The organism is Blastomonas sp. AAP53 (assembly GCF_000331245.1).
GTDB lineage: Bacteria > Pseudomonadota > Alphaproteobacteria > Sphingomonadales > Sphingomonadaceae > Blastomonas.
In genome coordinates this window covers 199,445-223,652 of record NZ_ANFZ01000006.1, presented here as the reverse complement: position 1 = coordinate 223,652, position 24,208 = coordinate 199,445, and the positions used below count along the sequence as shown (strand labels likewise).

The following is a 24,208-nucleotide window of genomic DNA, read 5'->3' as shown; positions in this document are numbered from 1 at the left end:
ATATCATATTTTCGAATCGGAGGGAGTTTCGCATGCAGGACCATTCGCCAATCGGCAGCCAGCCAACGGGGGCCATGGTGGCCAGCCATGAAAGCCAGGCCAGCACGTTCAATGGCTATCTCTTCCTCTTGCTGATGCTTGTGTCGATGGCGATGCCGGTGCTGGGTGTGGCCATGGCTAAGGGTGGCAATCTGGTGGGATTGGCCATCGCTGCCATTGGTGCGCTTGCATTCCTGCTGATCATCAGCGGCTTCTACATGCTGAACCCCAACGAGGCGGCGGCGATCCAGCTGTTCGGCAGCTACAAGGGTACCGATCGCAACACCGGGCTGCGCTGGCGCTGGCCGTGGCTGAGCCGCAAGAAGATTTCGGTGCGCGTTCACAACGTCACGTCGGAAAAGGTGAAGGTCAACGATCTGCGCGGCAACCCCATCGAGATCGCGACCAACGTCGTGTGGCGCGTGGCAGACACCTCGAAGGCACTGTTCGATGTCGAGAATTACCAGGAGTTCGTCGACATCCAGATCGAGAGCGCGGTCCGCGTGATCGGCGCACGCTACCCCTATGACGATTTCAATGTCGACGAGGTCACGCTGCGCGGCGATGCCGAAGAGGTGAGCCACGAGCTGGAAAAGCAACTGCAGGAGCGCGTCGCCGCCGCTGGCGTGCAGATCGACGAATGCCGGCTGACGCATCTGGCCTATGCGCCTGAGATCGCCCAGTCGATGCTGCGCCGTCAGCAGGCCGAAGCCGTGGTCGCTGCGCGTGCGCGGCTGGTCGAGGGCGCGGTGACGATGGTCGAACACGCGCTGGCGCTGCTGAGCGAGAAGAATGTCGTCAACCTCGACGACGAGCGGAAGGCAGCGATGGTATCCAACCTGATGGTCGTGCTGTGCGGCGAGCGCGATACCCAGCCGGTGGTCAACGCCGGGTCGCTCTATTGATCTGAGCCATGGCTGCGCCGCCCAAGAAACCCTTCGCCCTGCGCCTCGAACCGTCGCTTCACGCGGCAATCGAGCGCGCAGCGGCAGCCGAGTTCCGCAGCGTCAATGCGGAAATCGAGGTGCTGCTGCGCGAGGCGTTGGCGCGGCGGGGGATCAGGGTGGCCGCGCCCGAGCAGCGGCCCCGAGGCCGTCCGCCGAAGGACGAAACGGACATGCCTCAGGTATAGTTCGCTTGTTTCACGCTGTGGTGCTATCGTCCGGACATCCGCCGGGACCAGCGCAAGGTTGCGCAGCCGTGCGCCGCCCTTCGCTCGATTGGTGAGCAGATCCAAACGCCAAGGAGCTTATGCGTGCGCGTCACCGAGAAATTCTGCCGCGAGCAGGAAAGCCTGCAGATCGCCAAGGCGGCCAGCGAAACCCTCTCCAACCGGCGGGATATCGCCCTGTCCGCAGCCAAGGCCTGGGACACGGCAGCGCAGCTGGCGCACAAGCAGGAAACCAAGGGAGAACCGCTCGACAAGCTGGATGCGGCGATCACGCGCGAGTTTGCTGACGAAGCTGCGGCAGGCCTGGATGGCGAGGACGAGGCGCCCGAAGGCGACGAGCAGCTCTAGCCAGGTCAGCCTGCCGCAGGCTGCCACTCGCTGAACACCGCGTCGAATTCAGGCCTGGGCCGTTCTTCCTGCGGCTGGCCTGCGGTTCCCAGATAGACAAAGCCCGCAATTTGCTCCGGTTCTGATCCGAACAGGTCGCGCACCGCCTTGCTGTAGCTCGGCCAGCCGGTGATCCAGCCGCCGACAAAGCCGCGTGCATGGCTGGCGTGCAGCAGGTTCATCACGAACGCGCCTGCGGACAGCTCCTGCTCCCACAGCGGAATCTTGCTCGATTCGCGGGGGCTGAACAGCACGACGAGCAATTCGGGCGCATGGCGCGCAAAGGTCTCCATCGCCTCGATCTCCAGCCGCCCAGCCTCGGGCTTTTCCGCGCGATAGGCCTGGGTCAGCCCCTGCGCCAGCGCATCACGCTGGTCGCTCGCCACGTGCACCACCCGCCAGGGGTTCAGCTTGCCATGGTCGGGGGTGCGCAGTGCGGTCTCCACGATCTCGCGGATTTGCGCAGTATCGGGGCCGGGCGCGATCATGGCGCGCGGACTGCCCGACCGGCGAGTAGCAAGGTAGCGGGTCAGCGAGGAAAGGTCGTTGAATTCGGTCACGCGAAGCTCCGGTCAGCCGGTGGGAAAAAGGCCTGTTGGTACCAACTGCAACAAGGCGCTTCACACCTGCGCATTTTTGTCTAGGTTGGCGCCCACGCTATGGCGGACCCGGGGACTGGCCGCCATGATAAAATCGACGGGAGCAAAGCGATTATGGCCAGCGGATATGCCGTGAGTGGCGATTCCAAAGGCACGTTTCTGGGTCACCCCAAGGGCCTGTACGTGCTGTTTTTCGCGGAAATGTGGGAACGCTTTTCCTATTACGGCATGCGCGCGCTGCTGATTTTCTACCTCACCAAGCACTGGCTGTTTTCCGACGAGAAATCGGGCGTCATCTACGGCGCCTATACCGCGCTGGTTTACATCACCCCTGTGCTGGGCGGCTATCTGGCCGACCGTTATCTGGGCCAGCGCAAGGCGGTAACCTTCGGCGCGGTGATTCTGACCTTCGGCCATGCGCTGATGGGATTTGAAGGAACAGGCGGCCAGGATCCGACCTCGCTCAGCATCTTCTGGCTGGCCTTGGCGTTCATCATCGTGGGATCGGGCTTCCTCAAGGCGAACATCTCGGTGATCGTCGGCCAGCTCTATCCGCGCACCGATGTGCGCCGCGATGGCGCGTACACGATCTTCTACATGGGCATCAATCTCGGCGCGTTCCTGGGCTCGCTGGCATGCGGCTATCTGGGTGAGGTCTATGGCTGGTCGTACGGCTTCGGCGCGGCCGGTGTCGGCATGCTGCTCGGCCTGATCGTGTTCATCCTCGGCAAGCCTTTGCTGTGCGGTCGCGGCGAAGCGCCCGATCCGGTCGCGCTGGCAGCGCCGGTGATGGGCATCAAGAAGGAATGGCTGATCTACGCCGTTGGCATTGCCGCCGTGCTCGGCATCTGGGTTCTGATCCAGTATCAGGATGTCGTGGGCTGGCTGCTGCTGGTTTCGGGTGTCATTCTGGTCGGCTATGTGCTGCTGACCGCCGTCACCAAGCTGGAACCGCATGATCGCGACCGCATCTTCGCGGCGATGTTCCTGATTCTGGGGTCGATCCTGTTCTGGGCGCTGTTCGAACAGGCCGGCTCCTCGCTCAACCTTTATACCGACCGCTATGTCGATCGTGGCGGGGTTCCCGCGTCGGTGTTCCAGTCGGTGAACGCGATGTACATCGTGCTGCTCGCACCCTTCTTTGCGGGCATCTGGACCTGGCTGGGCCGCCGGGGGCTTGAGCCTTCGGCCCCTGCCAAGTTCGGTCTGGCGATGATGCAGCTGGGTGCAGGCTTTCTGGTGCTGGTGGCAGGCGCGGCGGCGAGTGGCGCGGGCGTTCCGACGCCGGTGCTGTTCATCTTCCTCATCTATCTGCTCCACACCACCGGCGAACTGTGCCTGTCGCCTGTCGGCCTCAGCGCGATGAACCGGTTGGCGCCTGCGCACATGGCATCGCTGATCATGGGCACCTGGTTCTTCGCATCGGCCTCGGGCAATTTCGTGGCCGGGCTGATCGCGGCAGCGACCGGTTCGGAAGCAGCCAGCGGCGAAGGCGCAGGCCAGCAGACGGTGCTCGACGTGTATTCGAACATCGGCTGGATCGCGATCGGCGTGGGTGTCGGCGTGATCTTGGTGTCCCCGCTGATCAAGAAGCTGATGCATCTCGATACGCTCAAGGACGCAGAACCGCTGGCGGGCGAGGCAGAGCTTGCCGAGCCGCAGGCCGCTGGCGTCAATCCGGCCACGCGCGGCGCCTGAGCTGCGCACACCAAAACCGAACTGCGACAGGGAAATAGTTATGCGATACGGGCTCACTGCGCCGCTGGCGGCCATATTGGTCGTCGGCTGCGCCAATACGACCAGCACCGAAGGACCATCGTCTGCCAGCAGCAATGCGCCCAAGGCGGCCAAGGTCAGCTTTGACGAGAACCCGTATCCCAGCACCTACAAGCCCTATGGCGGTGCGCCGACCGCGATCCGCAACGTCACCATCTTCGATGGCGAGGGCGGTCAGATCGACAATGGCGTGGTGTTCTTCTCCGATGGCAAGATCACCGCAGTGGGCGGCGCGGACACCCCGATCCCCGCCGACATCATGGTGATCGACGGCACCGGCAAGTTCGTGACGCCAGGCATCATCGACATCCACAGCCACCTGGGTGACTATCCCTCGCCCGGCGTGCAGGCGCATTCGGATGGCAATGAGGCGACCAGCCCGGTTACCGCGGATGTCTGGGCCGAGCACTCGGTCTGGCCGCAGGACCCCGGCTTCAGCCGCGCACTGGCCAATGGCGGCGTCACGTCCTTGCAGATCCTCCCGGGCTCGGCCAACCTGTTCGGTGGCCGCTCGGTGACGCTCAAGAACGTGCCTGCGCGCACCATGCAGGCGATGAAGTTCCCCGGCGCGCCCTACGGCCTCAAGATGGCGTGCGGTGAGAACCCCAAGCGGGTCTATGGCAGCCGCAATCAGAAGCCCGCCAGCCGCATGGGCAACCTGGCCGTCAACCGCCAGACCTGGGCGCGCGCTGCCGAATACAAGGCGCGCTGGGACGAGTATGAACGCAAGGGCGGCACGCCCCCTACCCGCGACATCGGCATGGATACGCTGAAAGGTGCGCTGGAAGGCAAGATCCAGATCCACAACCACTGCTATCGCGCCGATGAAATGGCGATCGTGATCGATATGGCCAAGGAGTTCGGCTACACCGTCTCCACCTTCCACCACGCGGTCGAAAGCTACAAGATCGCCGATCTGCTCAAGGCCAACGGCATCTGTTCGGCGGTCTGGGCCGACTGGTGGGGCTTCAAGATGGAATCCTATGACGGCATTCCGGAAAACGCCGCGATCATCCAGAATGCCGGCGCATGCACGATCATCCATTCGGACGATCAGGACCAGATCCAGCGATTGAACCAGGAAGCGGCCAAGGCCTTGGGCGATGGACGCCGGATGGGCTTCAATATTACTGACGCCACCGCGATCAGCTGGCTCACCTACAACCCCGCTCGGGCGATGGGCATCGCCGACAAGACCGGCAGCCTCAAGCCCGGCAAGATGGCCGATGTCGTGCTGTGGAACGCCAACCCGCTCTCGGTCTATGCGCGGCCCGAAAAGGTCTGGATCGATGGCGCGATGCTGTATGACGCGAACGATCCAAAGCGCCGTCCGGTGAGCGATTTCGAGCTGGGCCAGCCCGGCGAGGGAGACACGAAATGATCAAGGCTCTCTTTTCCGCAGGCGTCGCGACAGCAGCGCTGTTCGCCACCCCGCTCGCCGCGCAGACCATCGCGATCACCGGCGGCAAGGTCGTCATCGGTGATGGCAGCGCACCCATCGAGGGTGGCACCGTCGTGCTGCGCGATGGCAAGGTCGTGGCTGCTGGCGCCGGCGTTGCCGTGCCCGCAGGTGCGCAGGTGGTCGATGCTGCCGGACGCTGGGTCACGCCCGGCCTGTTCGCAGGGTTCAGTCGGCTGGGCCTGATCGAGGTCGAGGCCGTCAATGAGACCAACGACAGCAGCGCCGGTCGCGGCGACTTTTCCGCCGCAATCGACGTTGTCCCCGCGATCAACGCCAAGGTTGCGCCGATCGCGGTCAATCGCGCCGCTGGCATCACCCGCGCGGTGGTGGCCCCTGCAGCGCCCGCATCGATCTTTGCCGGAATGGGCGCGCTGATCGATCTGGGTGATGACTATGACGCCGTCACGAAGGCGCGCGCGTTCCAGTTCGTCGAACTGGGCGAGACGGGCTCTGCCAAGGCGGGCGGCAGCCGGGCTTCGGCCTTTCTTGAATTCCGCAACGCGCTGATCGAGGCGCGCGCCCTGACAAACGGCCAGCGCGGGGTCGCGGCGCATCCGCATGACGCGCTGCTCAATCGGCAGGACGCAGAGGCGCTGGTGCCCGTGGTGAACGGCGAAATCCGGCTGATGGTGCATGTCGAGCGCGCGGCCGACATCCTCAACGTGCTCAAGCTGCGCGAGGAATTCCCGTTGCTCAAGCTGGTGCTGGTGGGTGTGTCGGAAGGCTGGCTGGTCGCGGGTCAGATTGCCGCCGCACAGGTTCCCGTTATCGCCTCGGCGCTGAACGACCTGCCATCGGAGTTCGAGAAGACCGCCGCGACCCAGTCGAACATCGGCCGCATGAAGCGCGCGGGCGTGACGGTTGCGATCGGCATGATCAACGACAGCGACGCGCACAAGCTGCATTATTCGCCGCAATATGCCGGCAATCTGGTGGCGCTGCAGCGCGTGCCGGGGGCTACCGGGCTTACCTGGGACCAGGCGTTTGCCGCCATCTCTTCGGGTCCTGCCCAGGCAATGGGCGTCGATGCGATGCTTGGCAGCCTCAAGCCCGGCCGCCAGGGCGATGTCGTGATCTGGGATGGCGATCCGCTCGAACTGTCATCGGCGCCGGTCGCGGTGATGATCGATGGCGTGCAGCAACCGCTCGACAACCGCCAGGCGCGGCTGCGCGATCGGTATCGCACGCCGCAGGAAGGGGCTTTGCCCAAGGCGTACGATCGGTAATATAGCGTCTGACGAGACCGCTCGTCGCTGGGGCGCGCGGTGCATGGGGGAGAGCGGCTATGCAGGGCTATGCCATGCTGATGGCGGGGGCCATCGGCTTTGTTGGCAGCCATTTTGCGATGTCGCACCCCCTGCGCGCGCCCATGGTTGCAAGGCTGGGAGACAAGGGTTTCCAGGTCGCCTACACCGTGGTGTCGTTCGCCACGCTGTTCCTCATGGTCGAAGGTTTCAAGCGCGCGCCGGTAACAGCGCCGCTTTGGCCACCGGGCGATGGCATCTGGATGATCAGCACCGTGCTAATGCTGATTGCATCGATCCTGTTTGCAGGCTCGCTGATCGGCAACCCCGCCCTGCCCGTGCCTGAAGCCGCCGCCAAGAAGATCGCGGTGAAGGAGCCAGCGGGTGTGTTCCGCATCACGCGGCACCCGATGATGTGGAGCTTCGCGCTGTGGGGCATTGCGCATATGCTGGTCGCGCCACGGCTTGATACCCTGATCCTGTGCGGCGCGATCATAATCCTGGCGCTGGTCGGGGCGAAGCTGCAGGATGGCAAGAAGTTCGTCATCATGGGCGATGCCTGGCTGCACTGGCAGGCGCGCACGAGCTTTCTGCCCTTTGGTCGCGGTCTGGCCTTTCCCGGCTGGCTGGCGCTGATCGGCGGGACGATCGTGTGGCTGGCATCGCAATGGGCGCACATGCCGCTGGGCGTGGGCGCAGCCGGCATCTTCCGCTGGTGGTAAAGCCTTCGGCCCTGCCCCTTTAGTTCACCCCTGCTGCGCCCTATATCCTGCCCATGGCGCTGCCCCAAATCATCACCGACTGGTTTGCGCAGCGCGGCTGGTCGCCCCGGCAGCACCAGATGGCGATGCTGGCTGAGGCGGATGCAGGACGGCACGCGTTGCTCGTTGCCTCGACCGGTGCAGGCAAGACGCTCGCAGGTTTCCTCCCGACGTTGAGAGATTTCGCCGATGGCACCGTCCATGACGGTCTGCACACGCTGTATATCTCGCCGCTCAAGGCGCTGGCGCACGACGTGCAGCGCAATCTGCTCACCCCGGTGCAGCAAATGGGCCTGGGCATCACCATCGAAACGCGCAGCGGCGACACGCCCTCCGACCGCAAGGCGCGGCAGCGCGCCCGCCCGCCACACATATTGCTCACCACGCCGGAATCGCTGAGCCTGCTGCTCTCGTACCCCGAAAGCGCGGAGATGTTCGCGGGGCTCAAGACCGTGATCATCGACGAGGTCCACGCTTTTGCCGCCTCCAAGCGCGGCGATCTGCTCAGCCTCTCGCTCTCGCGGCTGCAGGGCATTGCGCCGCAGATGCGCCGCGTGGCGCTTTCAGCCACTGTCGCCGATGCCGATGCCTATCGCGGCTGGCTGGCGCCTTATGGCGATATCGACACCGTGGCGCTGGTCGAGGGCGAGCCCGGCGCAGAGCCCGACCTGTCGATCCTGATCACCGACGACCGCGTGCCCTGGGCAGGCCATAGCGGCCACTATGCGGTGCCGCAGGTTCTGGAGGAAATCACCCGCAACCAGACCACGCTCGTCTTCTGTAACACGCGCTTCCTCGCCGAGTTCATCTTCCAGAAGCTGTGGGAGCTCAATGAGGCGCATCTGCCGATCGGCATCCACCACGGATCGCTCTCGGTCGAGGCGCGGCGCAAGGTCGAAGGCGCGATGGCGCGGGGCGAGCTGCGCGCGCTGGTTGCCACCGCCAGCCTCGACCTTGGCGTCGACTGGGGCAATGTCGATTGCGTGATCCAGATGGGCGCGCCCAAGGGATCGTCGCGGCTGTTGCAGCGCATCGGCCGCGCCAACCACCGGCTCGATTGCTCGAGCCGCGCGATCCTGGTTCCCGGCAACCGTTTCGAGTATCTCGAGGCGCAGGCCGCGTTCGATGCGGTGACCGAGGGCCAGCGCGATGGCGAGAGTTTTCGCCCTGGCGGGCTCGACGTGCTGGCGCAGCACATCCTGGGCGCGGCTTGCGCGGGACCGTTCCACGAAGATACGATGCTGGCCGAGGTGCAATCGGCCCTGCCCTACAGCGCGCTCGACCGCGCTGCCTTCCAGCGCGTTCTGGGGTTTGTGGAGAACGGCGGCTATTCGCTGAAGGCCTATGACAAGTTCAAGCGGCTGCTGCGCCTGCCCGATGGGACATGGCGGCTGGTGCACCCCAAGTTCGCTGCGCAATATCGCCTGAACGCAGGAATCATCGTCGACACGCCGATGCTCGACGTGCGTTTCAAGAACGGGCGGTCGCTGGGCCGGGTCGAAGAGGATTTCGCCGCCCAGCTCTCCCCCGGCGATACCTTCGTGTTCGCAGGCATGGGGCTGGAGGTCGAGCGGATCAAGGACCTCGACCTCGTCGTCAAGGCCTCGGCCAGGGCGACGCAGATCCCCAGCTATAACGGCGCGCGCATGCCGCTGACCACGCATCTGTCCTCGCGCGTGCGCAGCTTCCTCACCGATCGCGCGGGCTGGGGGCGCTTTCCCGATGACGTGCGCGAATGGCTGGAGATGCAGGACTATCGCTCGGCGATGCCCGAGCCCGACCAGCTGCTGGTCGAGACCTTCCCGCACCACGGGCGGCAGTACATGGTGTGTTATCCGTTCGAAGGGTGGAACGCGCATCAGTCGCTGGGCATGCTGCTGACACGGCGGATGGAGAGCCGCGGGCTGCAACCGATGGGCTTCGTGGCCAATGATTATGCGCTGGCGGTGTGGAGCCTCAAACCGGTGACCGACCCTGCCGCGCTGTTTTCCGCCGATATCCTTGCCGACGAGTTCACCGACTGGGTGCAGAATTCGTACCTGCTCAAGCGCGCCTTCCGCGAGGTGGCGGTGATCAGCGGGCTCGTCGAGCGCCAGCATCCGGGCAAGAAGAAGTCGGGGCGGCAGGTCACCTTCTCGACCGACCTGATCTACGATGTGCTGCGCAAGTACGAGCCCGACCATGTGCTGCTCGAGGCCGCCTGGGCCGATGCGCGCGCGCGGATGACCGATGTCGGGCGGCTGGGCGATCTGCTCGACCGCGCGGCGGGTACCATGCTGCATATCGATCTGGAACGGGTCAGCCCGCTGGCGGTGCCGGTGCTGGTAATGATCGGGCGCGAAAGCGTGGCCCAAGGGTCCACCGACGACGCATTGCTCGTAGAAGCCGAGAGCCTGGCCGCCACCGCGATGCGCGCGGATTGATTGGCACGCATCCGGCCGTGTGATAGATGGGCCGTGCACGCAAACATGGTTCAAGCTCGGCGTGTGAGAGGATCAGAACAATGCTGTTTCGCCCGCTGGCCGGTGCGTTCACGCTGATGGCAGCACTGGCGGTTGCCCCATCCGCTTCGGCACAGGAGGCGGTGCTTTACCCAAAAACGACCTTAGGCGAAATCACCGCCGCCGATGGCCCCGGCCTGGATGCCGAAACCATCACCATCGACCGCGATCGCGCCAACCGGATGACCGTGCCGGTCGGCATCGACGGGCGCGGGCCGTTTTCTTTCATGATCGATACCGGGTCGGAACGCACCGTGGTGTCGCGCGACATCGCGTCCGTCCTGTCGCTGGAGCTGGCCGAGATCGCCCGGCTGGTGAGCATTGCAGGTACCAAGATGGTGCAGACCGTCTACCTGCCAGAGGTGACACTGGGCCGCCGCAATTATGGCGAGCTGGTCGCGCCCATCCTCGAGCCGCAGCACATCGGTGCAGACGGCATACTGGGGCTGGATGGGCTGCAGGACCAGCGCATCCTGTTCGACTTTCTGGAAAACGCGATCACGGTCGAGGATGTCACCGAGCGCGTGCGCACCAGCGATTTTGAAATCGTGGTCAGCGCCCGGCGGCGGTCGGGCCAGCTGATCTTCACCGATGCCACCATCGGCGGAAAGCGCGTCAGCGTGGTCATCGATACCGGCGCGGAATCGAACATCGGCAACCTGGCGCTGCTCAAGCGGCTGGGAACATCAAGCGCGATCAACACGCAGCAGGCCAGCCTCACTTCGGTCACCGGTCAGACGATCCTGGCGGATGCCGGGCTGGCCAGCGATTTCCGCTTAGGGCGTGCGCAATTCGACTATGTCCCGGTCGTGTTCGCCGATGCCGAGGCATTCCGCGAGCTGGGGCTCGACAAGACGCCGGCACTGCTGCTGGGGATGAGCACGCTGCGGCTGTTCAACCGGATGATGATCGATTTCAAGCAGCGCCGCGTGCTGTTCGACATGCCATCGGACGCCCCGCGCAAGCCCGGGCGTGCGCGAATCTGACCCTTATAGGTCAGCACCAATCGGGGCGACCATTGCCGTACCAGACCGCCAGCCCTTCGCCGACCAGTGCGTTGCCCAGGCTTTCGCCGCCGCGCGTCACGCGAAACAGCTTGCGGCCATAGCGGTCTTCGGCGCGGTCGGCAGGTTCGAGCGCGAAAGGCCCGGCGTTGAGCAATTGCTGCATGCGGTCGGTCGCCCGGCGGCCCAGCTGCAATTCGGCGGCGCAGCGCGGCGACGACACTTCGGGCGTGTCGATATCGGCAACCCGGATCTTCTGGCCACGCAGCCAGAACGTGTCGCCATCGATCACACAGGTGTAGCGCAAGCCGCTGGAACAGATCGGGAAATGAGTGGCGATGCTGTCGCCCGATGCTGCAGCGGTGCGAGAGGTCATCACACCGTACAAAGCCGTCGGTGCGCTGGCATCCGGACCGATCCAGTCAGGCAGGTTCCAGCCGACGAGGGCAGCCAGCGCAATCGCAAGACCCGTCAGGCGCCAATTGTCGTGACGGCGCGCGCGGGCAAGGGCATGTGCGGGCACGGATCTGGCCATGCCGCGACGATGTGCCGAACTCGTAAAACAAACCTTACCGCTGCGACGAACGGCTCGTTGATTTGCCGATGAAGAGAAACCCCACCCCTGCCATGATGCAGGCGAACGCAGCCTTGTGCCCCCAGCTCATCGCGATCACCCAGAACACCGGGCGCGCCGCAGCGGCCTCCGGGCCGCCCTTGAGGTGCCAGTACCAGGCCGTCGTCATGAAGATGTTCGATATCGCGAGCAGCAGCACGGTGGGGGCGATCTGGCTGGGCATGGGATTCATTCCGGCAATGGGGGTGATGTGCGTTTGTTAGGGGACGGCGCGCGCATTCAGGAGGTAAAGAGAAGATAAATCTGTCGTCAACGCCTGCTTAACCTTTGGTGCCAAGAGCGGCTTAACCAGGAACACCCACATCTTGTTCAACACCAGAACATGGGGGGTCAGTATGTCACCGGACGATCTGTTCATTTCATTCCTGTCGATCTCGCTCGCATCGGTCTTCATGGCGCTGATCATCGGCACGCGCGGTGAGGAAATTCGGAAGATGGCGACGGCGATTGGCGAGGAAAGCGGCATGATGGCGCGGCGCAAGGCTCGCATTGCAGCGGTAGAGCGCAAGACCGCGATTGCCGACGAGGCGATGATGGCGCGGGCGCGCGGCGAACGCTTCGTGCCGCCGCGCGACTATATCAAGCGGTGAGTGCGGCCTGCCGCGACCACGGGTAACGCCAGCCTCGCCTGGATTGGCCCGTGCTCAGTCGCTGCCGATCGCGGCCTTGTGCGCCTTGGCGTTCTCGACATAATGCGCAACGCCGATGCGCATGCCCATGATCGCCGGTTCGGGCAGATCGCGCATGTATTGCGCCGGACGCCCGCCCCACAGCTGCCCTGAGGGCATCGACTTGCCGGGCGTCAGCATCGCGCCTGCCGCCAGCATGGCATCGCCGCCAATGCGGCAACCGTCCATCACGATCGCGCCCAGGCCGACGAACGCACGGTCTTCCAGAATGCAGCCGTGGACCATCGCCATATGGCCGATCAGCACGTCCTCGCCGATCAGCGTGGGAAAGCCCTCGGGCTGGCCGGGGCGCGGGCTGTCGCAATGGATGACGGTGCCGTCCTGCACATTGGTTCGCGCGCCGATGACGATGCGGTTGACGTCGGCGCGGATCACGCAATTGTACCAGATGCTCGCATCGGGGCCGATCTCGACATCACCGATGATGCGGCAACCCGGCGCGATGAAGGCGCTGTCGTGGATGCGCGGGGTCTTGCCGTGCAGGCTGATGATCGAAACGTCGTCCATGGCTTCAACCCTTCGCCAGCAGCTTGGCCGCGTGCAGCGCGTGATAGGTGAGGATGCCGCTGCACCCTGCCCGGCGGAAGGCGAGCAGGCTTTCCAGCACCACCGCGTCGCGATCTCCTGCGCCTGCCGCGGCCATCGCCTCGATCATCGCATATTCGCCCGACACCATGTACGCGTAGGTCGGCAGCCCGAACGCCTGCTTCACCTTGGCGGCGATATCCAGATAGGGCATTCCGGGCTTCACCATCACGCTGTCAGCTCCCTCGGCGATGTCCATCGCCACCTCCCGCAACGCCTCTTCGGCATTGGCCGGGTCCATCTGATAGCCCTTCTTATTGCCCTTGAGCAGCCCTGACGAACCCACTGCGTCGCGGAACGGGCCGTAGAAGGCGCTCGCGTATTTCGCGGCATAGCTCATGATCTGGACATTGTGGTGGCCGTGCGCTTCCAGCGCCGCGCGGATCGCGCCGATGCGGCCGTCCATCATGTCCGATGGCGCAATGATGTCCGCGCCGGCGGCTGCCTGGTTGAGCGACTGGCCGACCAGCACCGCGACGGTCGCATCGTTCAGCACATAGCCTTCGTCATCGACCAGCCCGTCCTGGCCGTGCGCGGTGTACGGATCGAGCGCGACATCGGTCAGCACGCCGATGCTGTCGCCCAGCGCTGCCTTGATCGCGCGGATCGCGCGGCACATCAGATTGTCGGGGTTGAGCGCCTCTTCGCCGTTCTGGCTGCGGCGGTCGGCCTGGGTATTGGGAAACAGCGCCACGCAGGCAATGCCATGCGCCACCGCCTCGCGCGCGCGCTCGACGATCAGGTCCACCGACCAGCGCGACACGCCGGGCAACGATGCGATCGGCTCTTCAACCCCCTCTCCTTCGGTGACGAACAGCGGCCAGATCAGGTTGGCCGGCGAAAGGCTGGTCTCGCGCACCATGCTGCGGCTCCACGCGGTGGCGCGGGTGCGGCGAAGCCGGGTGGCGGGATAGGCGGACGGGGCAGAATTGTGCGTCATGCAAGAGCATTAGCGGCTGGTTGCGGGAAGGGGAAGGTGTGTTGCGGCTCCGCCCAAATCTCTCCTGAGTTGCACAACGTCCCTCGACTTCGCTCGGGAACACGGGACGGGGTTTCAGCGGATCAGCAGCGACAAACATATGAGCCGTGTCTGAAGCCGATCACTCCCCAGCCCGCCTATCCCGAGCGAAATCGAGGGACGTTCACAACACAGCTGGGTGTACGCGCTACCCCACCGGCAGCGTCAGCACCGCACGCAGGCCCTCGACAGTACCATCCGCAGCGCGCCGGTTCGCCAGTGTCAGCGCCCCGCCATGCTGGTGCGCGATCGCGCGGGCGAGCGTAAGGCCCAGGCCGGTACCGCCGGTCGCCATGTTGCGCGAGGCCTCCAGCCGGGTAAACGGTTCAAACATCCGTTCGATCTGATCATCGGCGATGCCGGGGCCATCATCATCGATGGTGATGGCCACCGCCCGGTTCTGCCGAGCGATGCTGATCCGCGCCCGCGCGCCATAGCGCACCGCGTTGCCGATGACGTTGCGCAACGCGCGGCGGATCCAGGTGAACTGCAGCGGAGCGACGATCCGTTCGCAATCGGCCAGTTCGACATCCTGGCCCAGATCGCGATACTCGTCGGCGATCATCTCGACCAAGGCGACCAGGTTGACCGGCTCTGCCACCTCGCCCGTGCGCCCGATGCGCGCCAGCGACAGAATGTCGTCGAGCGTACGGGTGATATCGTCGATGCTGGCAACCATGCGGCTACGCTGGCGTTCGTCGGGCACCGATTCCACGCGTACGCGCAGCGCCGCCAGCGGGGTCTTGAGATCATGCCCGATCGCGCCCAGCATCACGTCCTTCTCGTTGAGCATCGCGGAAATCCGCGCGCTCATCGCGTTGAACGAACGGGTGAGATCGACAAGGTCGCTGGGGCCGGAAGGTTCGATCGGCTGCGCCTGCTGGGTCTGTTCGAACTGCGCCACGCCATCGCGCAGCGCGCCCATCGATCGCGCGATGCGCCGCGTCAGCCAGACCAGAGGTACCAGCATCACCAGATACAGCAATACCGTCTGCGCGATGATGGTGGCGACGATGCGCCCGGAAGCCTCCGCCACCGGCACGCGGACGCTGAGCCATTGTCCGTCGGATCGCTGCAGCGCGATCAGCGCCAGCTCGCGGACCTGGTTATCGCTGCGCCCGCCGATCTGCGCCGCCAGCCGCTCCACACGGCGGGCGCGCGGCGGGGCCTTCACGGCCACCGCCTCGATCTTGCGGTATGGAACGCCATAGGTTGGGAGGATCTCGTTCAGTCGCGCGACCAATTCAGGAATGGGCCGCATGTCCGGCGTCACCGGGCTACCGGGTGCAAGGTCGGTGCGCCGGAACCTGAAGCCGGGTGCACGTCCCATTCGTCCGAAATTGCGCTCGCGCAAGGGGCGGCCCTGCTCCAGCCGGTCGGTGGCCGCGATCAGCCGCACAGCTGCCTCTGCCGCAACCCGGTCCATCGCCTGCTCGCGCTGGGCGCGCACCATCAGCGCAGCGTTCAGCAATTGCCCGACCAGCAAGGCAAGCGCGATGGTCAGCAGCAGGCGACCGGCAAGGCTGGACGGCCACAGCCGCTGGAGCAGGGTCATGGCGTGTCAGTGCTCGCCAGACGGCGCACCTTGGCAGCGAGCGTATAGCCGCCGCCCCACACGGTCTTGATCAGCCGTGGGGTCCGGTTGTCCGCCTCCACCTTCTTGCGCAGGCGACTGATCTGATTGTCGATGGCGCGGTCGAAAAGATGCGCCTCGCGGCCATGCGCCAGATCGAGCAGCTGATCGCGATTGAGCACATGGCCCGCGTGTTCGCAGAACACCAGAAGCAGCTTGAACTCGGCGGTCGAGATCGGAACCAGGGCTCCATCCGGGTCGATCAGTCGGCGCTTGACGGTATCGAGCCGCCAGCCATCGAACTCGAAGCCCTGGACCTCGTCCTCAAGCGCCTGGGGCGAGCGCGCGGCGCGGCGCAGCACGGTCTTGATCCGCGCCACCAGCTCGCGCGGGTCGAACGGCTTGACGACATAATCGTCCGCGCCGATCTCCAGCCCAATGATGCGGTCCATCGCCTCACCCTTGGCGGTGAGCAGGATGACCGGGATTTCCGATTGCGCCGCGACATGGCGGCACAGGCTGAGGCCGTCCTCGCCGGGCATCATGATGTCGAGCAGCAGGATCGAAAAGCGCTGGTCGCGCATCAGGCTGCGCGCCCGAGCCGCATCGCCCGCCTCGGTCACGGCAAAGCCCTGCCCGACGAGATACTCGGCCAGCGGTTCGCGCAGGCTAGGTTCGTCATCGATCAGCAGGATGTGGGGCGCTTCAGTCATTGTGGTTCCGCATGTGCCGCGCGGCGGCGGCAAAGGCAACCGGCCCCGGTGCAGCGGGGAACCTGCATCGGAGCCGGAAGATGGTCATCAGGTCGGCGATCAGCCCTTGGGGGCGGCACGCTTTTCCTGCCAGCGCTGCTTCATCGCTTCGCGCCCCGCGTCACGCTCGGCCTTGGTCACCTGACCGTCGTTGTTGGTGTCCTGCCGCTTGAAGCGCTCCAGCGCACCGGCTTCGAACTCGGCGAGCGTGATCGCGCCATCCTTGTTGGTGTCCAGGCGCATCATGCCACCGCGCATGCCGCCACCATGGCCACCACGCTTGCCCATGCCGGGGCCGCCGCGCCACTTGCCGCCACCGCGAGCACCGGGCTCACCCTTGCCGGCTTCGGCGCGCATCTCCATGCGCTGGGCACGCTTGGCTTCACGCGCTTCGCGGGCAGCCGTCATTTCAGCAAGGCTCACTTCGCCGCTGCCATCGGTGTCGAGCATCTTGAAGCGTTCGGCCTGACGGGCTTCACGGTCGGCCTTGTCGATCTTGCCGTCCTTGTTGAAATCCATGCGCTCGAACATCGTGCGCGCCTGGGCGCGGACCTCGGCTTCAGTGATAACGCCATCCTGGTTGGCATCGGGGCCGCGCATCTTGCCCGGAGCCGGTTGAGCAATAGCCATGCTGCCAGTGAGCATCGCGGCAAGCGCGGCGCCTGCAATAAGGGTCTTCTTCATGGGGTGTTCCTTCTAAATCAATTCCATAAGGGAGGAAGCCGCCCCGGCCGGTGCAAAGGGGGGGGTGAGACCGGGACGACTTCCTTGAGAACCGTTCTAGAGGCGCAATGTCGCACAGCTTTGCCGGATAAAGCGCAAAAGTGTCGCAAAGTGTATCAGATCTGACCCTTCGTTCACATTCGCGCAAGGTCGCACCGACATTGCGCTGCGTTGCAGCATACACGCTTGGCGAATGCGCTGTGTCCTGATAGGCGGCCCCCATGCTTTCGATGAACAACATCACGGTCCGTCTGGGCGGCCGCACGATCCTGGACGGCGCCACCGCCTCCATTCCGCCGGGCAGCCGCATTGGGCTGATCGGCCGCAACGGCGCGGGCAAATCCACGCTGATGAAGGTGATGATCGGCGAACTCGAGCCCGATGACGGCGAGATCGACATGCCAAAGCTCGCAAAGCTGGGCTATATCGCGCAGGAAGCGCCGCACGGCGCGATGACCCCGCTCGATACCGTGCTCGCTGCCGACGCAGAGCGCACGAGCCTGCTCGAAGAGGCGGAAACCTGCACCGATCCCGACCGGCTGGGCGATCTGCACGAACGCCTGTTGACGATCGATGCCTATAGCGCGCCTTCGCGCGCGGCGATCATCCTCACCGGCCTCGGCTTCGATGACGAGATGCAGAACCGCCCGCTCGACAGCTTTTCGGGCGGCTGGAAAATGCGCGTCGCTTTGGGCGCGCTGCTGTTCTCGCAGCCCGACGTGCTGCTGCTCGACGAACCGTCGAACCACCTCGACCTGGAAGCAACCTTGTGGCTGGAGAACTTCCTCAAGGCCTATCCCGCCACGCTGATCGTCATCAGCCACGAGCGCGACCTGCTCAACAACGTCGTCGACCATATCCTGCACCTGCAGGGCGGCAAGGTGACGCTGTATCCGGGCGGCTATGACAGCTTCGAGCGCCAGCGCGCCGAACGCGCAGCGCAGCTCGCCGCCGCCAAGGCCTCGCAGGATGCGCAGCGCGCCAAGCTGCAGGACTATGTCGCGCGCAACAGCGCCCGTGCCTCGACCGCCAAACAGGCGCAGTCACGCGCCAAGATGCTCGCCAAAATGCAGCCGATCACGGCGCTGATGGAAGACCCGAGCCTGAGCTTCGACTTCCCCAATCCGTCCGAGCTGCGCCCGCCGCTGATCACGCTCGATCTGGCGGCGGTCGGCTATGCCGAGAACAACCCGATCCTGCGCCGCCTCAACCTGCGCATCGATCCCGATGACCGGCTGGCGCTGCTGGGCCGCAACGGCAACGGCAAAACCACGCTCGCCCGCCTGCTCGCCGCGCAACTGCCTCCGCAGGAAGGCGACATGAACACCGCCGGCAAGATGCAGATCGGCTATTTCACCCAGTATCAGGTGGAAGAGCTGGAGAGCGACAGCACCCCGCTCGAACAGATGACCCGCGCGATGAAGGGCCGCACGCCAGCTGCCGTGCGCGCGCAGCTGGGCCGGTTCGGCTTCTCGGGCAATCGTGCGATCTCGCAGGTCGGCACATTGTCAGGCGGTGAACGCGCCAGGCTCGCACTGGCGCTCATCACCCGCGATGCGCCGCACCTGCTGATCCTCGACGAACCGACCAACCACCTCGACGTCGATGCGCGCGAGGCTTTGGTGCAGGCGCTCAATGCCTATACCGGCGCGGTGATCCTGATCAGCCATGATCGCCACATGGTCGAGCTGACCGCCGACCGGCTGGTGCTGGTCGATGCCGGGACCGCGACCGAATATAACGGCAGCATGCGCGACTACATGGACTTCATCCTGGGCATCAACCAGCCCAAGGGCGAGGCCAAGCCCAAGATGTCGAAGAAGGACAAGAAGGCCGACGCCTTCCACCGCGACCAGGTCCGGAAGATCGAGAACAAGGTCAAGACCGCAGAAAAGCTCGTGGCCGAACTGCAGGCGCAGTGCTCCGACATCGACCGCGCGATGTTCGACCCCTCGTCGGCCAAGCCCGAGCTCACCAAGCTGACGATGAGCGAACTGGCACGTCGCCGCGCCACGCTGGGCGATCAGCTCGCCGCAGCCGAAGCCGCCTGGCTGGAATGCAACGAGAAGCTCGAAGCGCTCAATTGACGCTTGTCGGCGCTGCGGCGATGGTTTAACTGATCGGTTAAATGGCAATAACCGAGAGGATACCTGAATGGCCGACGCCTATATCATCGATGCTGTCCGCACCCCGCGCGGTGTCGGCAAACCCGGCAAGGGCGCATTGTCGCACCTTCACCCGCAGGATCTCGCCGCCACCGTGCTCAAGGCGATCAAGGACCGTAACGGCCTGGATACCGCAACCGTCGACGATGTGATCTGGTCGACCTCGACGCAGAAGGGCAAGCAGGGCGGCGATCTGGGTCGCATGGCAGCGCTCGCTGCGAGTTATGACGTCAAGGCCAGCGGCATGACGCTCGACCGGTTCTGTGGCGGTGGCATCACCTCGGTGAACCTCGCGACCGCAGCGGTGATGTCCGGCATGGAAGATTGCGTGATTGCGGGCGGCACCGAGATGATGAGCTACACCCAGACCGTGGGCGCAGCCGAAGCCAATGCCGGCATGCCGCCTCCACTGATGGGATCGCACAACCCCGCGCTCGACGAGCTGCACCCCCAGTCGCATCAGGGCGTGTGCGGCGATGCCATCGCATCGATGGAAGGCATTTCGCGCGAAGCCCTGGATGCGCTCGCCCTGGTCAGCCAGCAGCGCGCTGCCCGTGCGATTGCCGAAGGCCGTTTCGACAAGTCGGTGGTCCCGGTGCACAATCCCGATGGCAGCGTAGCGCTGGACAAGGAAGAATTTCCCCGCCCCGACACCACGGCGGAAAGCCTCGCCGCGCTCAAGCCCGCTTTTGCCGGGATGGCAGACTTCGAAATCGGCGGCACGACCTTCCGCAAGCAGATCAACCGGCGCTATCCCGATCTGAAGATCGAGCACATGCACCACGCAGGCAACAGCTCGGGCGTGGTCGATGGCGCGGCCGCCGTGCTCATCACCTCGAAGGACTATGCCGACAAGAACGGCCTGAAGCCCCGCGCGCGCATCGTCACCTATGTCAACATGGGCGATGACCCGACGCTGATGCTCAACGCCCCCGTCCCCGCCGCGAAGAAGGCGCTCGAGCGGGCAGGCCTCACCAAGGACGATATCGACGTCTGGGAAATCAACGAGGCGTTTTCGGTGGTGGCGGAAAAGTTCATCCGCGATCTCGATCTCGACCGCGAGAAGGTGAACATCAACGGCGGCGCGATGGCGCTGGGCCATCCGATTGGGGCTACCGGATCGATGCTGATCGGGACCGCGCTCGACGAGCTGGAGCGTTCGGGTGGCCGCTATGGCCTGATCACGATGTGTGCAGCCGGCGGCATGGCCCCTGCGATCATCATCGAACGTATCTGATAATCAATCGTGGAACGGTGGGCGCGCTGTCAGACCAGCGCGTTCACCGCCGCCATGAACGGGCCGATCGACACCGGCTTCGACACATAGCCTTCTGCGCCTGCCGCACGGATGCGGTCCTCGTCGCCCTTGCCCGCATAAGCGGTGACCGCCATGATCGGGATGAGGCGCAGGTCGCGGTCGCCCTTGATCGCCTCGATCAGCTCCAGCCCGCTGACATGCGGCAGCTGGATATCCATGATGATCAGCCCGGGCACGAACTGCCGCGCGCGCTCCATCACCTCGCGCCCGTCGGCCAGCCCTTCGACGGCAAAACCGTGCGCGGTGAGCAGATCGCAGAAAAGTTTGCGATTAAGGTCGTTATCCTCGACAACCATCACTCTTTTTGCCACTGAACCGCTTATCCAATTTGCTGGGCCGGAAGGCTCCGGCGATTGACCTTCAGGGATGCGGATGTAGGCGAAAGCCGTGGGCGACACAATCAGGACGGACAGGCACGTGACAGACGATTCAGCCACCCTGGCGCTGCTGGCTCTGGGATGGCTTCTGAGCGATACGGAGCGGGCATCACGGCTGCTGGCCCTGACCGGAATGACGGCTGACGACCTGCGCAACGGCGCCGAAAACCCCGGTATCCTGGCGGAATTCATCCGATACCTGGAAGGCAACGAAACGGATCTGGTGGCGGCCGCTGCAGCGGTGGGCATCAGCCCTGCCCGGCTGGTCAATGCCCGCATCGAACTGGAACGCCAGTGCTGACGCCGATGGAGAATACATGAACACGCCCACCACCTCTGCCCGTCCCTTGCTGATTACCGATTGCGACGAGGTGCTGTTGTACATGGTTGCCCCGTTCCGCGAGTGGCTGGGCGAGATCCATGACATCGATTTCGATTTTTCCGGCGGGGATTTCGCCAAGGCGCTGATCGACCGTAAAACGCGCGAGGCGATCAAGCCTGGCGATATCTGGCCGCTGCTGGGCGCATTCTTCGATACTGAAATGCACCGCCAGATGCCGATCCCCGGCGCCATCGAAGCGCTGAAGGCGATCGGCGAACATGCCGATATCGTCGTGCTCACCAATCTGATGGATGACCGTCAGGCAGCGCGCAGCGAACAGCTTGCCCGGTTCGGCATCCATCACCGCGTGGTCTGCAACCAGGGCCCCAAGGGCGAGCCGCTGCGCCGGATCGTCGACGAACACAATCCCAGCGTCGCCATCTTTGTTGATGACCTGCCGCAGCACCATGAATCCGCATCGGAGCATGTGCCCGAAGTGTGGCGTTTGCATATGGTCGGCGAAGAGGGCCTCGCCCCGCACATCGCCTGCGCTGCCACCGCAGGCCATGCCCATGCGCGCATCGACCGCTGGGACGAGGCATTGGCGTGGGTGCTCGAGCGCTTCACACTGGGGGCCCCTGCCCCAGCGGTTCAGGCTGCCGCCTGAACTCCGTTCCATTGCAGGAAAGACATGACATGACTGACACGATCGAACAGAAACTGGCCGAAATCGGAGTGGAGCTGCCCCAGCCCGCGGCCCCCGTGGCATCCTATGTCGCCGCAGTTGAGGCCGGCGGCATGCTCTTCATTTCGGGCCAGCTTCCGTTTGTTGATGGCAAGGTCGTCACAGGCCGCCTCGGCGAAAATGTCTCGCTCGAAGAGGGCGAAGCTGCCGCGCGCGCCTGCGGCATCATGCTGATCGCGCAGATGAAGGCGGCGCTGGGCTCGCTCGACCGGGTTGAGCGGATCGTGAAGCTGGGCGCGTTCATCGCCAGCACCCCCGAGTTCACCGCCCAGCCCAAGATCGCCAACGGCGCATCGGACCTGATGGTCCAGGTGTTCGGACCTGCAGGCCAGCATGCGCGCAGCGCGGTGGGCGTACCTGTGCTGCCATTGGGCGCAGCGGTAGAAATCGATGCCATTGTCGCCATTCGGCCTGCTTGATCGCTGGCTGGCGCCGCCGCCAGAACTGCGCCGCATCAGCTGGCTGGGTGAGCAGCCGTACGCCCATCGCGGGCTTCACGACGGCATGTGGGACGGGCCTGTTCTGGAAAACGGCCTGCCTGCGTTCACCGCAGCGATCGCGGCAGGCCACGGCATCGAGTGCGATGTCCAGCGCAGCGCCGACAATCGCGCGGTCGTATTCCACGATTTCTCGCTCAGCCGCCTGACGCTGGCGCAGGGCCGCGTCGCGAGCAGGACAGCGGCGGAACTGACCCAGGTCCGCCTGATGGGCCAGAACGGCGCAATCGCAGAGCTGGGCGCGGTCCTGGGTGTGGTGCGCGGGCGCGCGCCGATCCTGATCGAGATCAAGACCGAAACCGGCCATGTCGCGCCTTTGTGCCTGGCGGTGCGCCGCGCGCTCGAAGGCTATGGCGGCAAGGCTGCGGTGATGAGCTTCGACCCGGCCGTCTGCGGCTGGTTCCGCCGCCAGGCCAAGCATATCACGCGTGGCCTGGTGATCACCGAGGAGGATGATCGCGGCTGGAAGGGCAACCTGCAACGCCATCGCGATCTGTGGAACGCCAAGCCTGATTTCCTGGCCTATGACATCCGCGACCTTCCCAGCAATTTTGCAGCGAGCCAGCGGGCACGCGGGATTCCGGTCCTGACCTGGACGGTGCGCACCGCCGACCAGCACGCGATTGCGGCCGAACATGCCGACGCGCCGATCTTCGAGCGTGACGCTGGCATGGAAAGTGCGCCCGCCGCATGAGCGAAGGAGCGATCACCGCCGAGGTGGGCCGCTCGATCGCTGCGCTCGATGCGGCCCAGTGGGACGCGCTGGCCGGGCCGGATAACCCCTTTGTTTCCCATGCCTTTCTCAGCCTGCTCGAAGCCTCCGGTTCGGTCGGGCGCGGCACCGGCTGGACGCCTGCCCCGATCACCATCAAGGCAGAGGATGGCGCGCTGGTCGCCGCACTACCTGCGTATCTCAAGAGCCACAGCCAGGGCGAATATGTATTCGACCACAGCTGGGCACATGCCTGGGAGAACGCCGGCGGCAGTTACTATCCCAAGCTGCAGATTTCGGTTCCGTTCACGCCTGCCAGCGGCCCGCGCATTCTGCTCAATAATCCGGTCTGGTCGCTGCCGATCCTCACGGCCGCACAAAACCTGGCCGAGCAGAACAACCTGTCATCGGTCCACGCCACCTTTATCGATCCAGCGCAATTGCCGCTGTTCGAACAGGCTGGCTGGCTGCTGCGATCCGATACGCAGTTCCACTGGCATGACGAGAACTACGGCGATTTCGAGGGCTTTCTGGGGTCGCTCACCTCGCGCAAGCGCAAGGACCTGCGCAAGGAGCGCGCGAGGGCGCAGGAGGGCGTCGAGATCGTCCACCTCACCGGCGACATGATCACCGAGGATCACTGGGACGCGTTCTGGGTCTTCTATCAGGATACCGGCGCGCGCAAATGGGGTCAGCCGTATCTCACCCGCGAGGCGTTCAGCCTGATGGGGCAGACGATGGCGGACCGCATCCTGCTGATCCTGGCGCTCTACGAAGGCCAGCCGATTGCGGGCGCGCTGAACTTCATCGGCAGCGACACGATGTATGGACGCTATTGGGGGTGCACCGTCGACAAGCCGTTCCTGCACTTCGAGCTGTGCTACTATCAGGCGATCGATGCAGCGCTGGCACGCGGGCTCACCCGGGTGGAAGCAGGCGCGCAGGGCGGGCACAAGATGGCGCGCGGCTATGCACCTGAGCTCACATGGTCGGCCCATTACATTCCCGACCCCGGATTTCGGCGGGCAGTGGGCGATTTTCTGATGCGCGAACGTGCCGCCGTTGCCGCCGACCGCGAGATGCTGACCGACATGCTGCCCTTCCGACGCGGCGATAGACAGGCTTGACGAACGGGGCGTCGGGGCGCACGATCG

The 24,208-nt window shown here is 64.8% G+C and carries 26 protein-coding genes; 17 read left to right on the top strand and 9 right to left on the bottom strand.

Going from position 1 to position 24,208, the window contains the following annotated elements:
• The first annotated feature begins 32 nt into the window (after positions 1-32).
• The 3 genes from D618_RS0104005 (at position 33) to D618_RS0103995 (ending at position 1,558) form a co-directional block, all read left to right on the top strand.
• Positions 33-944: an SPFH domain-containing protein gene (locus D618_RS0104005; RefSeq protein ID WP_017670205.1), complete on the top strand. Its 912-nt coding sequence runs from the start codon at positions 33-35 to the stop codon at positions 942-944.
• 8 nt (positions 945-952) lie between these two features.
• A complete protein-coding gene (locus tag D618_RS0104000; RefSeq protein WP_017670204.1) occupies positions 953-1,171 on the top strand; it encodes a toxin-antitoxin system HicB family antitoxin in 219 nt (72 codons plus the stop codon).
• Between the two features lie 123 nt (positions 1,172-1,294).
• Positions 1,295-1,558, top strand: a complete 264-nt coding sequence (locus tag D618_RS0103995; RefSeq protein ID WP_017670203.1) for a hypothetical protein — start codon at positions 1,295-1,297, stop codon at positions 1,556-1,558.
• Positions 1,559-1,563: 5 nt separating this feature from the next.
• On the opposite strand, the gene D618_RS0103990 is transcribed toward D618_RS0103995, so the two are convergent.
• Positions 1,564-2,157 carry a nitroreductase gene (locus D618_RS0103990; RefSeq protein WP_017670202.1) on the bottom strand — a complete coding sequence of 198 codons (594 nt, stop codon included), beginning with the start codon at positions 2,155-2,157 and terminating at the stop codon, positions 1,564-1,566.
• Positions 2,158-2,310: 153 nt separating this feature from the next.
• Between D618_RS0103990 and D618_RS0103985 the strand changes: the two genes are divergently transcribed.
• The 6 genes from D618_RS0103985 (at position 2,311) to D618_RS0103960 (ending at position 10,926) form a co-directional block, all read left to right on the top strand.
• Positions 2,311-3,894 carry a peptide MFS transporter gene (locus tag D618_RS0103985; protein ID WP_017670201.1) on the top strand — a complete coding sequence of 528 codons (1,584 nt, stop codon included), beginning with the start codon at positions 2,311-2,313 and terminating at the stop codon, positions 3,892-3,894.
• 40 nt (positions 3,895-3,934) lie between these two features.
• Positions 3,935-5,353 (top strand): amidohydrolase, encoded by a 1,419-nt coding sequence (locus D618_RS0103980; RefSeq protein ID WP_026091264.1) that lies wholly within the window; start codon positions 3,935-3,937, stop codon positions 5,351-5,353.
• Entirely contained in the window at positions 5,350-6,660 is a 1,311-nt protein-coding gene (locus D618_RS0103975) for an amidohydrolase family protein (RefSeq protein ID WP_017670199.1), read from the top strand. The genes D618_RS0103980 and D618_RS0103975 overlap by 4 nt, the downstream gene beginning before the upstream one ends.
• Before the next feature lie 59 nt (positions 6,661-6,719).
• Positions 6,720-7,400, top strand: a complete 681-nt coding sequence (locus tag D618_RS0103970) for an NnrU family protein (protein ID WP_017670198.1) — start codon at positions 6,720-6,722, stop codon at positions 7,398-7,400.
• 53 nt (positions 7,401-7,453) lie between these two features.
• A complete protein-coding gene (locus D618_RS0103965; RefSeq protein ID WP_017670197.1) occupies positions 7,454-9,862 on the top strand; it encodes a ligase-associated DNA damage response DEXH box helicase in 2,409 nt (802 codons plus the stop codon).
• Between the two features lie 80 nt (positions 9,863-9,942).
• Positions 9,943-10,926: an aspartyl protease family protein gene (locus D618_RS0103960; protein WP_017670196.1), complete on the top strand. Its 984-nt coding sequence runs from the start codon at positions 9,943-9,945 to the stop codon at positions 10,924-10,926.
• Positions 10,927-10,936: 10 nt separating this feature from the next.
• On the opposite strand, the gene D618_RS0103955 is transcribed toward D618_RS0103960, so the two are convergent.
• Positions 10,937-11,467 carry a thermonuclease family protein gene (locus D618_RS0103955; protein ID WP_238550585.1) on the bottom strand — a complete coding sequence of 177 codons (531 nt, stop codon included), beginning with the start codon at positions 11,465-11,467 and terminating at the stop codon, positions 10,937-10,939.
• A gap of 46 nt (positions 11,468-11,513) precedes the next feature.
• Positions 11,514-11,741: a DMT family protein gene (locus D618_RS18910; protein ID WP_081590422.1), complete on the bottom strand. Its 228-nt coding sequence runs from the start codon at positions 11,739-11,741 to the stop codon at positions 11,514-11,516.
• Between the two features lie 172 nt (positions 11,742-11,913).
• Here D618_RS18910 and D618_RS0103940 point away from each other — a divergent pair, with 172 nt between their 5' ends.
• A complete protein-coding gene (locus D618_RS0103940; RefSeq protein WP_152414520.1) occupies positions 11,914-12,168 on the top strand; it encodes a hypothetical protein in 255 nt (84 codons plus the stop codon).
• Positions 12,169-12,222: 54 nt separating this feature from the next.
• On the opposite strand, the gene D618_RS0103935 is transcribed toward D618_RS0103940, so the two are convergent.
• The 5 genes from D618_RS0103935 to D618_RS0103915 all read right to left on the bottom strand — a co-directional run bounded on the left by D618_RS0103935 (position 12,223) and on the right by D618_RS0103915 (position 16,879).
• Complete coding sequence (locus D618_RS0103935; protein WP_017670191.1) at positions 12,223-12,774, bottom strand: gamma carbonic anhydrase family protein; 552 nt, start codon at positions 12,772-12,774, stop codon at positions 12,223-12,225.
• A gap of 4 nt (positions 12,775-12,778) precedes the next feature.
• On the bottom strand, positions 12,779-13,792 hold the full coding sequence (hemB, locus tag D618_RS0103930) for a porphobilinogen synthase (RefSeq protein ID WP_017670190.1): 1,014 nt from the start codon (positions 13,790-13,792) through the stop codon (positions 12,779-12,781).
• Positions 13,793-14,018: 226 nt separating this feature from the next.
• Entirely contained in the window at positions 14,019-15,425 is a 1,407-nt protein-coding gene (locus tag D618_RS0103925; RefSeq protein WP_017670189.1) for a HAMP domain-containing sensor histidine kinase, read from the bottom strand.
• Positions 15,422-16,156: a response regulator gene (locus tag D618_RS0103920; protein ID WP_017670188.1), complete on the bottom strand. Its 735-nt coding sequence runs from the start codon at positions 16,154-16,156 to the stop codon at positions 15,422-15,424. Before D618_RS0103920 ends, D618_RS0103925 begins: the two co-directional genes overlap by 4 nt.
• A gap of 99 nt (positions 16,157-16,255) precedes the next feature.
• Positions 16,256-16,879, bottom strand: coding sequence for an EF-hand domain-containing protein (locus D618_RS0103915; RefSeq protein WP_017670187.1), 624 nt, complete (start codon positions 16,877-16,879; stop codon positions 16,256-16,258).
• Positions 16,880-17,139: 260 nt separating this feature from the next.
• Here D618_RS0103915 and D618_RS0103910 point away from each other — a divergent pair, with 260 nt between their 5' ends.
• Positions 17,140-19,005, top strand: a complete 1,866-nt coding sequence (locus tag D618_RS0103910) for an ABC-F family ATP-binding cassette domain-containing protein (protein ID WP_017670186.1) — start codon at positions 17,140-17,142, stop codon at positions 19,003-19,005.
• 67 nt (positions 19,006-19,072) lie between these two features.
• Positions 19,073-20,320, top strand: coding sequence for an acetyl-CoA C-acetyltransferase (locus D618_RS0103905; protein WP_017670185.1), 1,248 nt, complete (start codon positions 19,073-19,075; stop codon positions 20,318-20,320).
• A 29-nt stretch (positions 20,321-20,349) separates the two neighbouring features.
• On the opposite strand, the gene D618_RS0103900 is transcribed toward D618_RS0103905, so the two are convergent.
• Positions 20,350-20,712: a response regulator gene (locus D618_RS0103900; protein WP_026091261.1), complete on the bottom strand. Its 363-nt coding sequence runs from the start codon at positions 20,710-20,712 to the stop codon at positions 20,350-20,352.
• A 106-nt stretch (positions 20,713-20,818) separates the two neighbouring features.
• On the opposite strand from D618_RS0103900, the gene D618_RS0103895 reads away from it, so the two are divergent.
• The 5 genes from D618_RS0103895 to D618_RS0103875 are packed head-to-tail and all read left to right on the top strand — an operon-like array spanning position 20,819 to position 24,181.
• On the top strand, positions 20,819-21,079 hold the full coding sequence (locus D618_RS0103895) for a DUF3572 family protein (RefSeq protein WP_238550584.1): 261 nt from the start codon (positions 20,819-20,821) through the stop codon (positions 21,077-21,079).
• A gap of 16 nt (positions 21,080-21,095) precedes the next feature.
• Positions 21,096-21,767 (top strand): hypothetical protein, encoded by a 672-nt coding sequence (locus D618_RS0103890; RefSeq protein WP_017670182.1) that lies wholly within the window; start codon positions 21,096-21,098, stop codon positions 21,765-21,767.
• A 29-nt stretch (positions 21,768-21,796) separates the two neighbouring features.
• A complete protein-coding gene (locus D618_RS0103885) occupies positions 21,797-22,264 on the top strand; it encodes a RidA family protein (RefSeq protein ID WP_017670181.1) in 468 nt (155 codons plus the stop codon).
• Entirely contained in the window at positions 22,236-23,036 is an 801-nt protein-coding gene (locus tag D618_RS0103880) for a glycerophosphodiester phosphodiesterase family protein (protein WP_040370207.1), read from the top strand. The genes D618_RS0103885 and D618_RS0103880 overlap by 29 nt, the downstream gene beginning before the upstream one ends.
• Positions 23,033-24,181 (top strand): GNAT family N-acetyltransferase, encoded by a 1,149-nt coding sequence (locus D618_RS0103875; RefSeq protein ID WP_017670179.1) that lies wholly within the window; start codon positions 23,033-23,035, stop codon positions 24,179-24,181. The genes D618_RS0103880 and D618_RS0103875 overlap by 4 nt, the downstream gene beginning before the upstream one ends.
• The last annotated feature ends 27 nt before the right edge of the window (positions 24,182-24,208 follow it).

Bases quoted from the DNA above. Each gene is read 5' to 3' on its own strand.
- D618_RS0103980 (WP_026091264.1), top strand. From the start codon at position 3,935: ATGCGATACGGGCTCACTGCGCCGCTGGCGGCCATATTGGTCGTCGGC.
- D618_RS0103965 (WP_017670197.1), top strand. From the start codon at position 7,454: ATGGCGCTGCCCCAAATCATCACCGACTGGTTTGCGCAGCGCGGCTGG.
- D618_RS0103920 (WP_017670188.1), bottom strand. From the start codon at position 16,156: ATGACTGAAGCGCCCCACATCCTGCTGATCGATGACGAACCTAGCCTG.
- D618_RS0103915 (WP_017670187.1), bottom strand. From the start codon at position 16,879: ATGAAGAAGACCCTTATTGCAGGCGCCGCGCTTGCCGCGATGCTCACT.
- hemB (WP_017670190.1), bottom strand. From the start codon at position 13,792: ATGACGCACAATTCTGCCCCGTCCGCCTATCCCGCCACCCGGCTTCGC.
- D618_RS0104000 (WP_017670204.1), top strand. From the start codon at position 953: ATGGCTGCGCCGCCCAAGAAACCCTTCGCCCTGCGCCTCGAACCGTCG.
- D618_RS0103880 (WP_040370207.1), top strand. From the start codon at position 22,236: ATGCCATTGTCGCCATTCGGCCTGCTTGATCGCTGGCTGGCGCCGCCG.
- D618_RS18910 (WP_081590422.1), bottom strand. From the start codon at position 11,741: ATGCCCAGCCAGATCGCCCCCACCGTGCTGCTGCTCGCGATATCGAAC.
- D618_RS0103905 (WP_017670185.1), top strand. From the start codon at position 19,073: ATGGCCGACGCCTATATCATCGATGCTGTCCGCACCCCGCGCGGTGTC.
- D618_RS0103975 (WP_017670199.1), top strand. From the start codon at position 5,350: ATGATCAAGGCTCTCTTTTCCGCAGGCGTCGCGACAGCAGCGCTGTTC.
- D618_RS0103910 (WP_017670186.1), top strand. From the start codon at position 17,140: ATGCTTTCGATGAACAACATCACGGTCCGTCTGGGCGGCCGCACGATC.
- D618_RS0103985 (WP_017670201.1), top strand. From the start codon at position 2,311: ATGGCCAGCGGATATGCCGTGAGTGGCGATTCCAAAGGCACGTTTCTG.
- D618_RS0103960 (WP_017670196.1), top strand. From the start codon at position 9,943: ATGCTGTTTCGCCCGCTGGCCGGTGCGTTCACGCTGATGGCAGCACTG.
- D618_RS0103885 (WP_017670181.1), top strand. From the start codon at position 21,797: ATGACTGACACGATCGAACAGAAACTGGCCGAAATCGGAGTGGAGCTG.
- D618_RS0103875 (WP_017670179.1), top strand. From the start codon at position 23,033: ATGAGCGAAGGAGCGATCACCGCCGAGGTGGGCCGCTCGATCGCTGCG.
- D618_RS0103970 (WP_017670198.1), top strand. From the start codon at position 6,720: ATGCAGGGCTATGCCATGCTGATGGCGGGGGCCATCGGCTTTGTTGGC.
- D618_RS0103890 (WP_017670182.1), top strand. From the start codon at position 21,096: ATGAACACGCCCACCACCTCTGCCCGTCCCTTGCTGATTACCGATTGC.
- D618_RS0103935 (WP_017670191.1), bottom strand. From the start codon at position 12,774: ATGGACGACGTTTCGATCATCAGCCTGCACGGCAAGACCCCGCGCATC.
- D618_RS0104005 (WP_017670205.1), top strand. From the start codon at position 33: ATGCAGGACCATTCGCCAATCGGCAGCCAGCCAACGGGGGCCATGGTG.
- D618_RS0103940 (WP_152414520.1), top strand. From the start codon at position 11,914: ATGTCACCGGACGATCTGTTCATTTCATTCCTGTCGATCTCGCTCGCA.
- D618_RS0103925 (WP_017670189.1), bottom strand. From the start codon at position 15,425: ATGACCCTGCTCCAGCGGCTGTGGCCGTCCAGCCTTGCCGGTCGCCTG.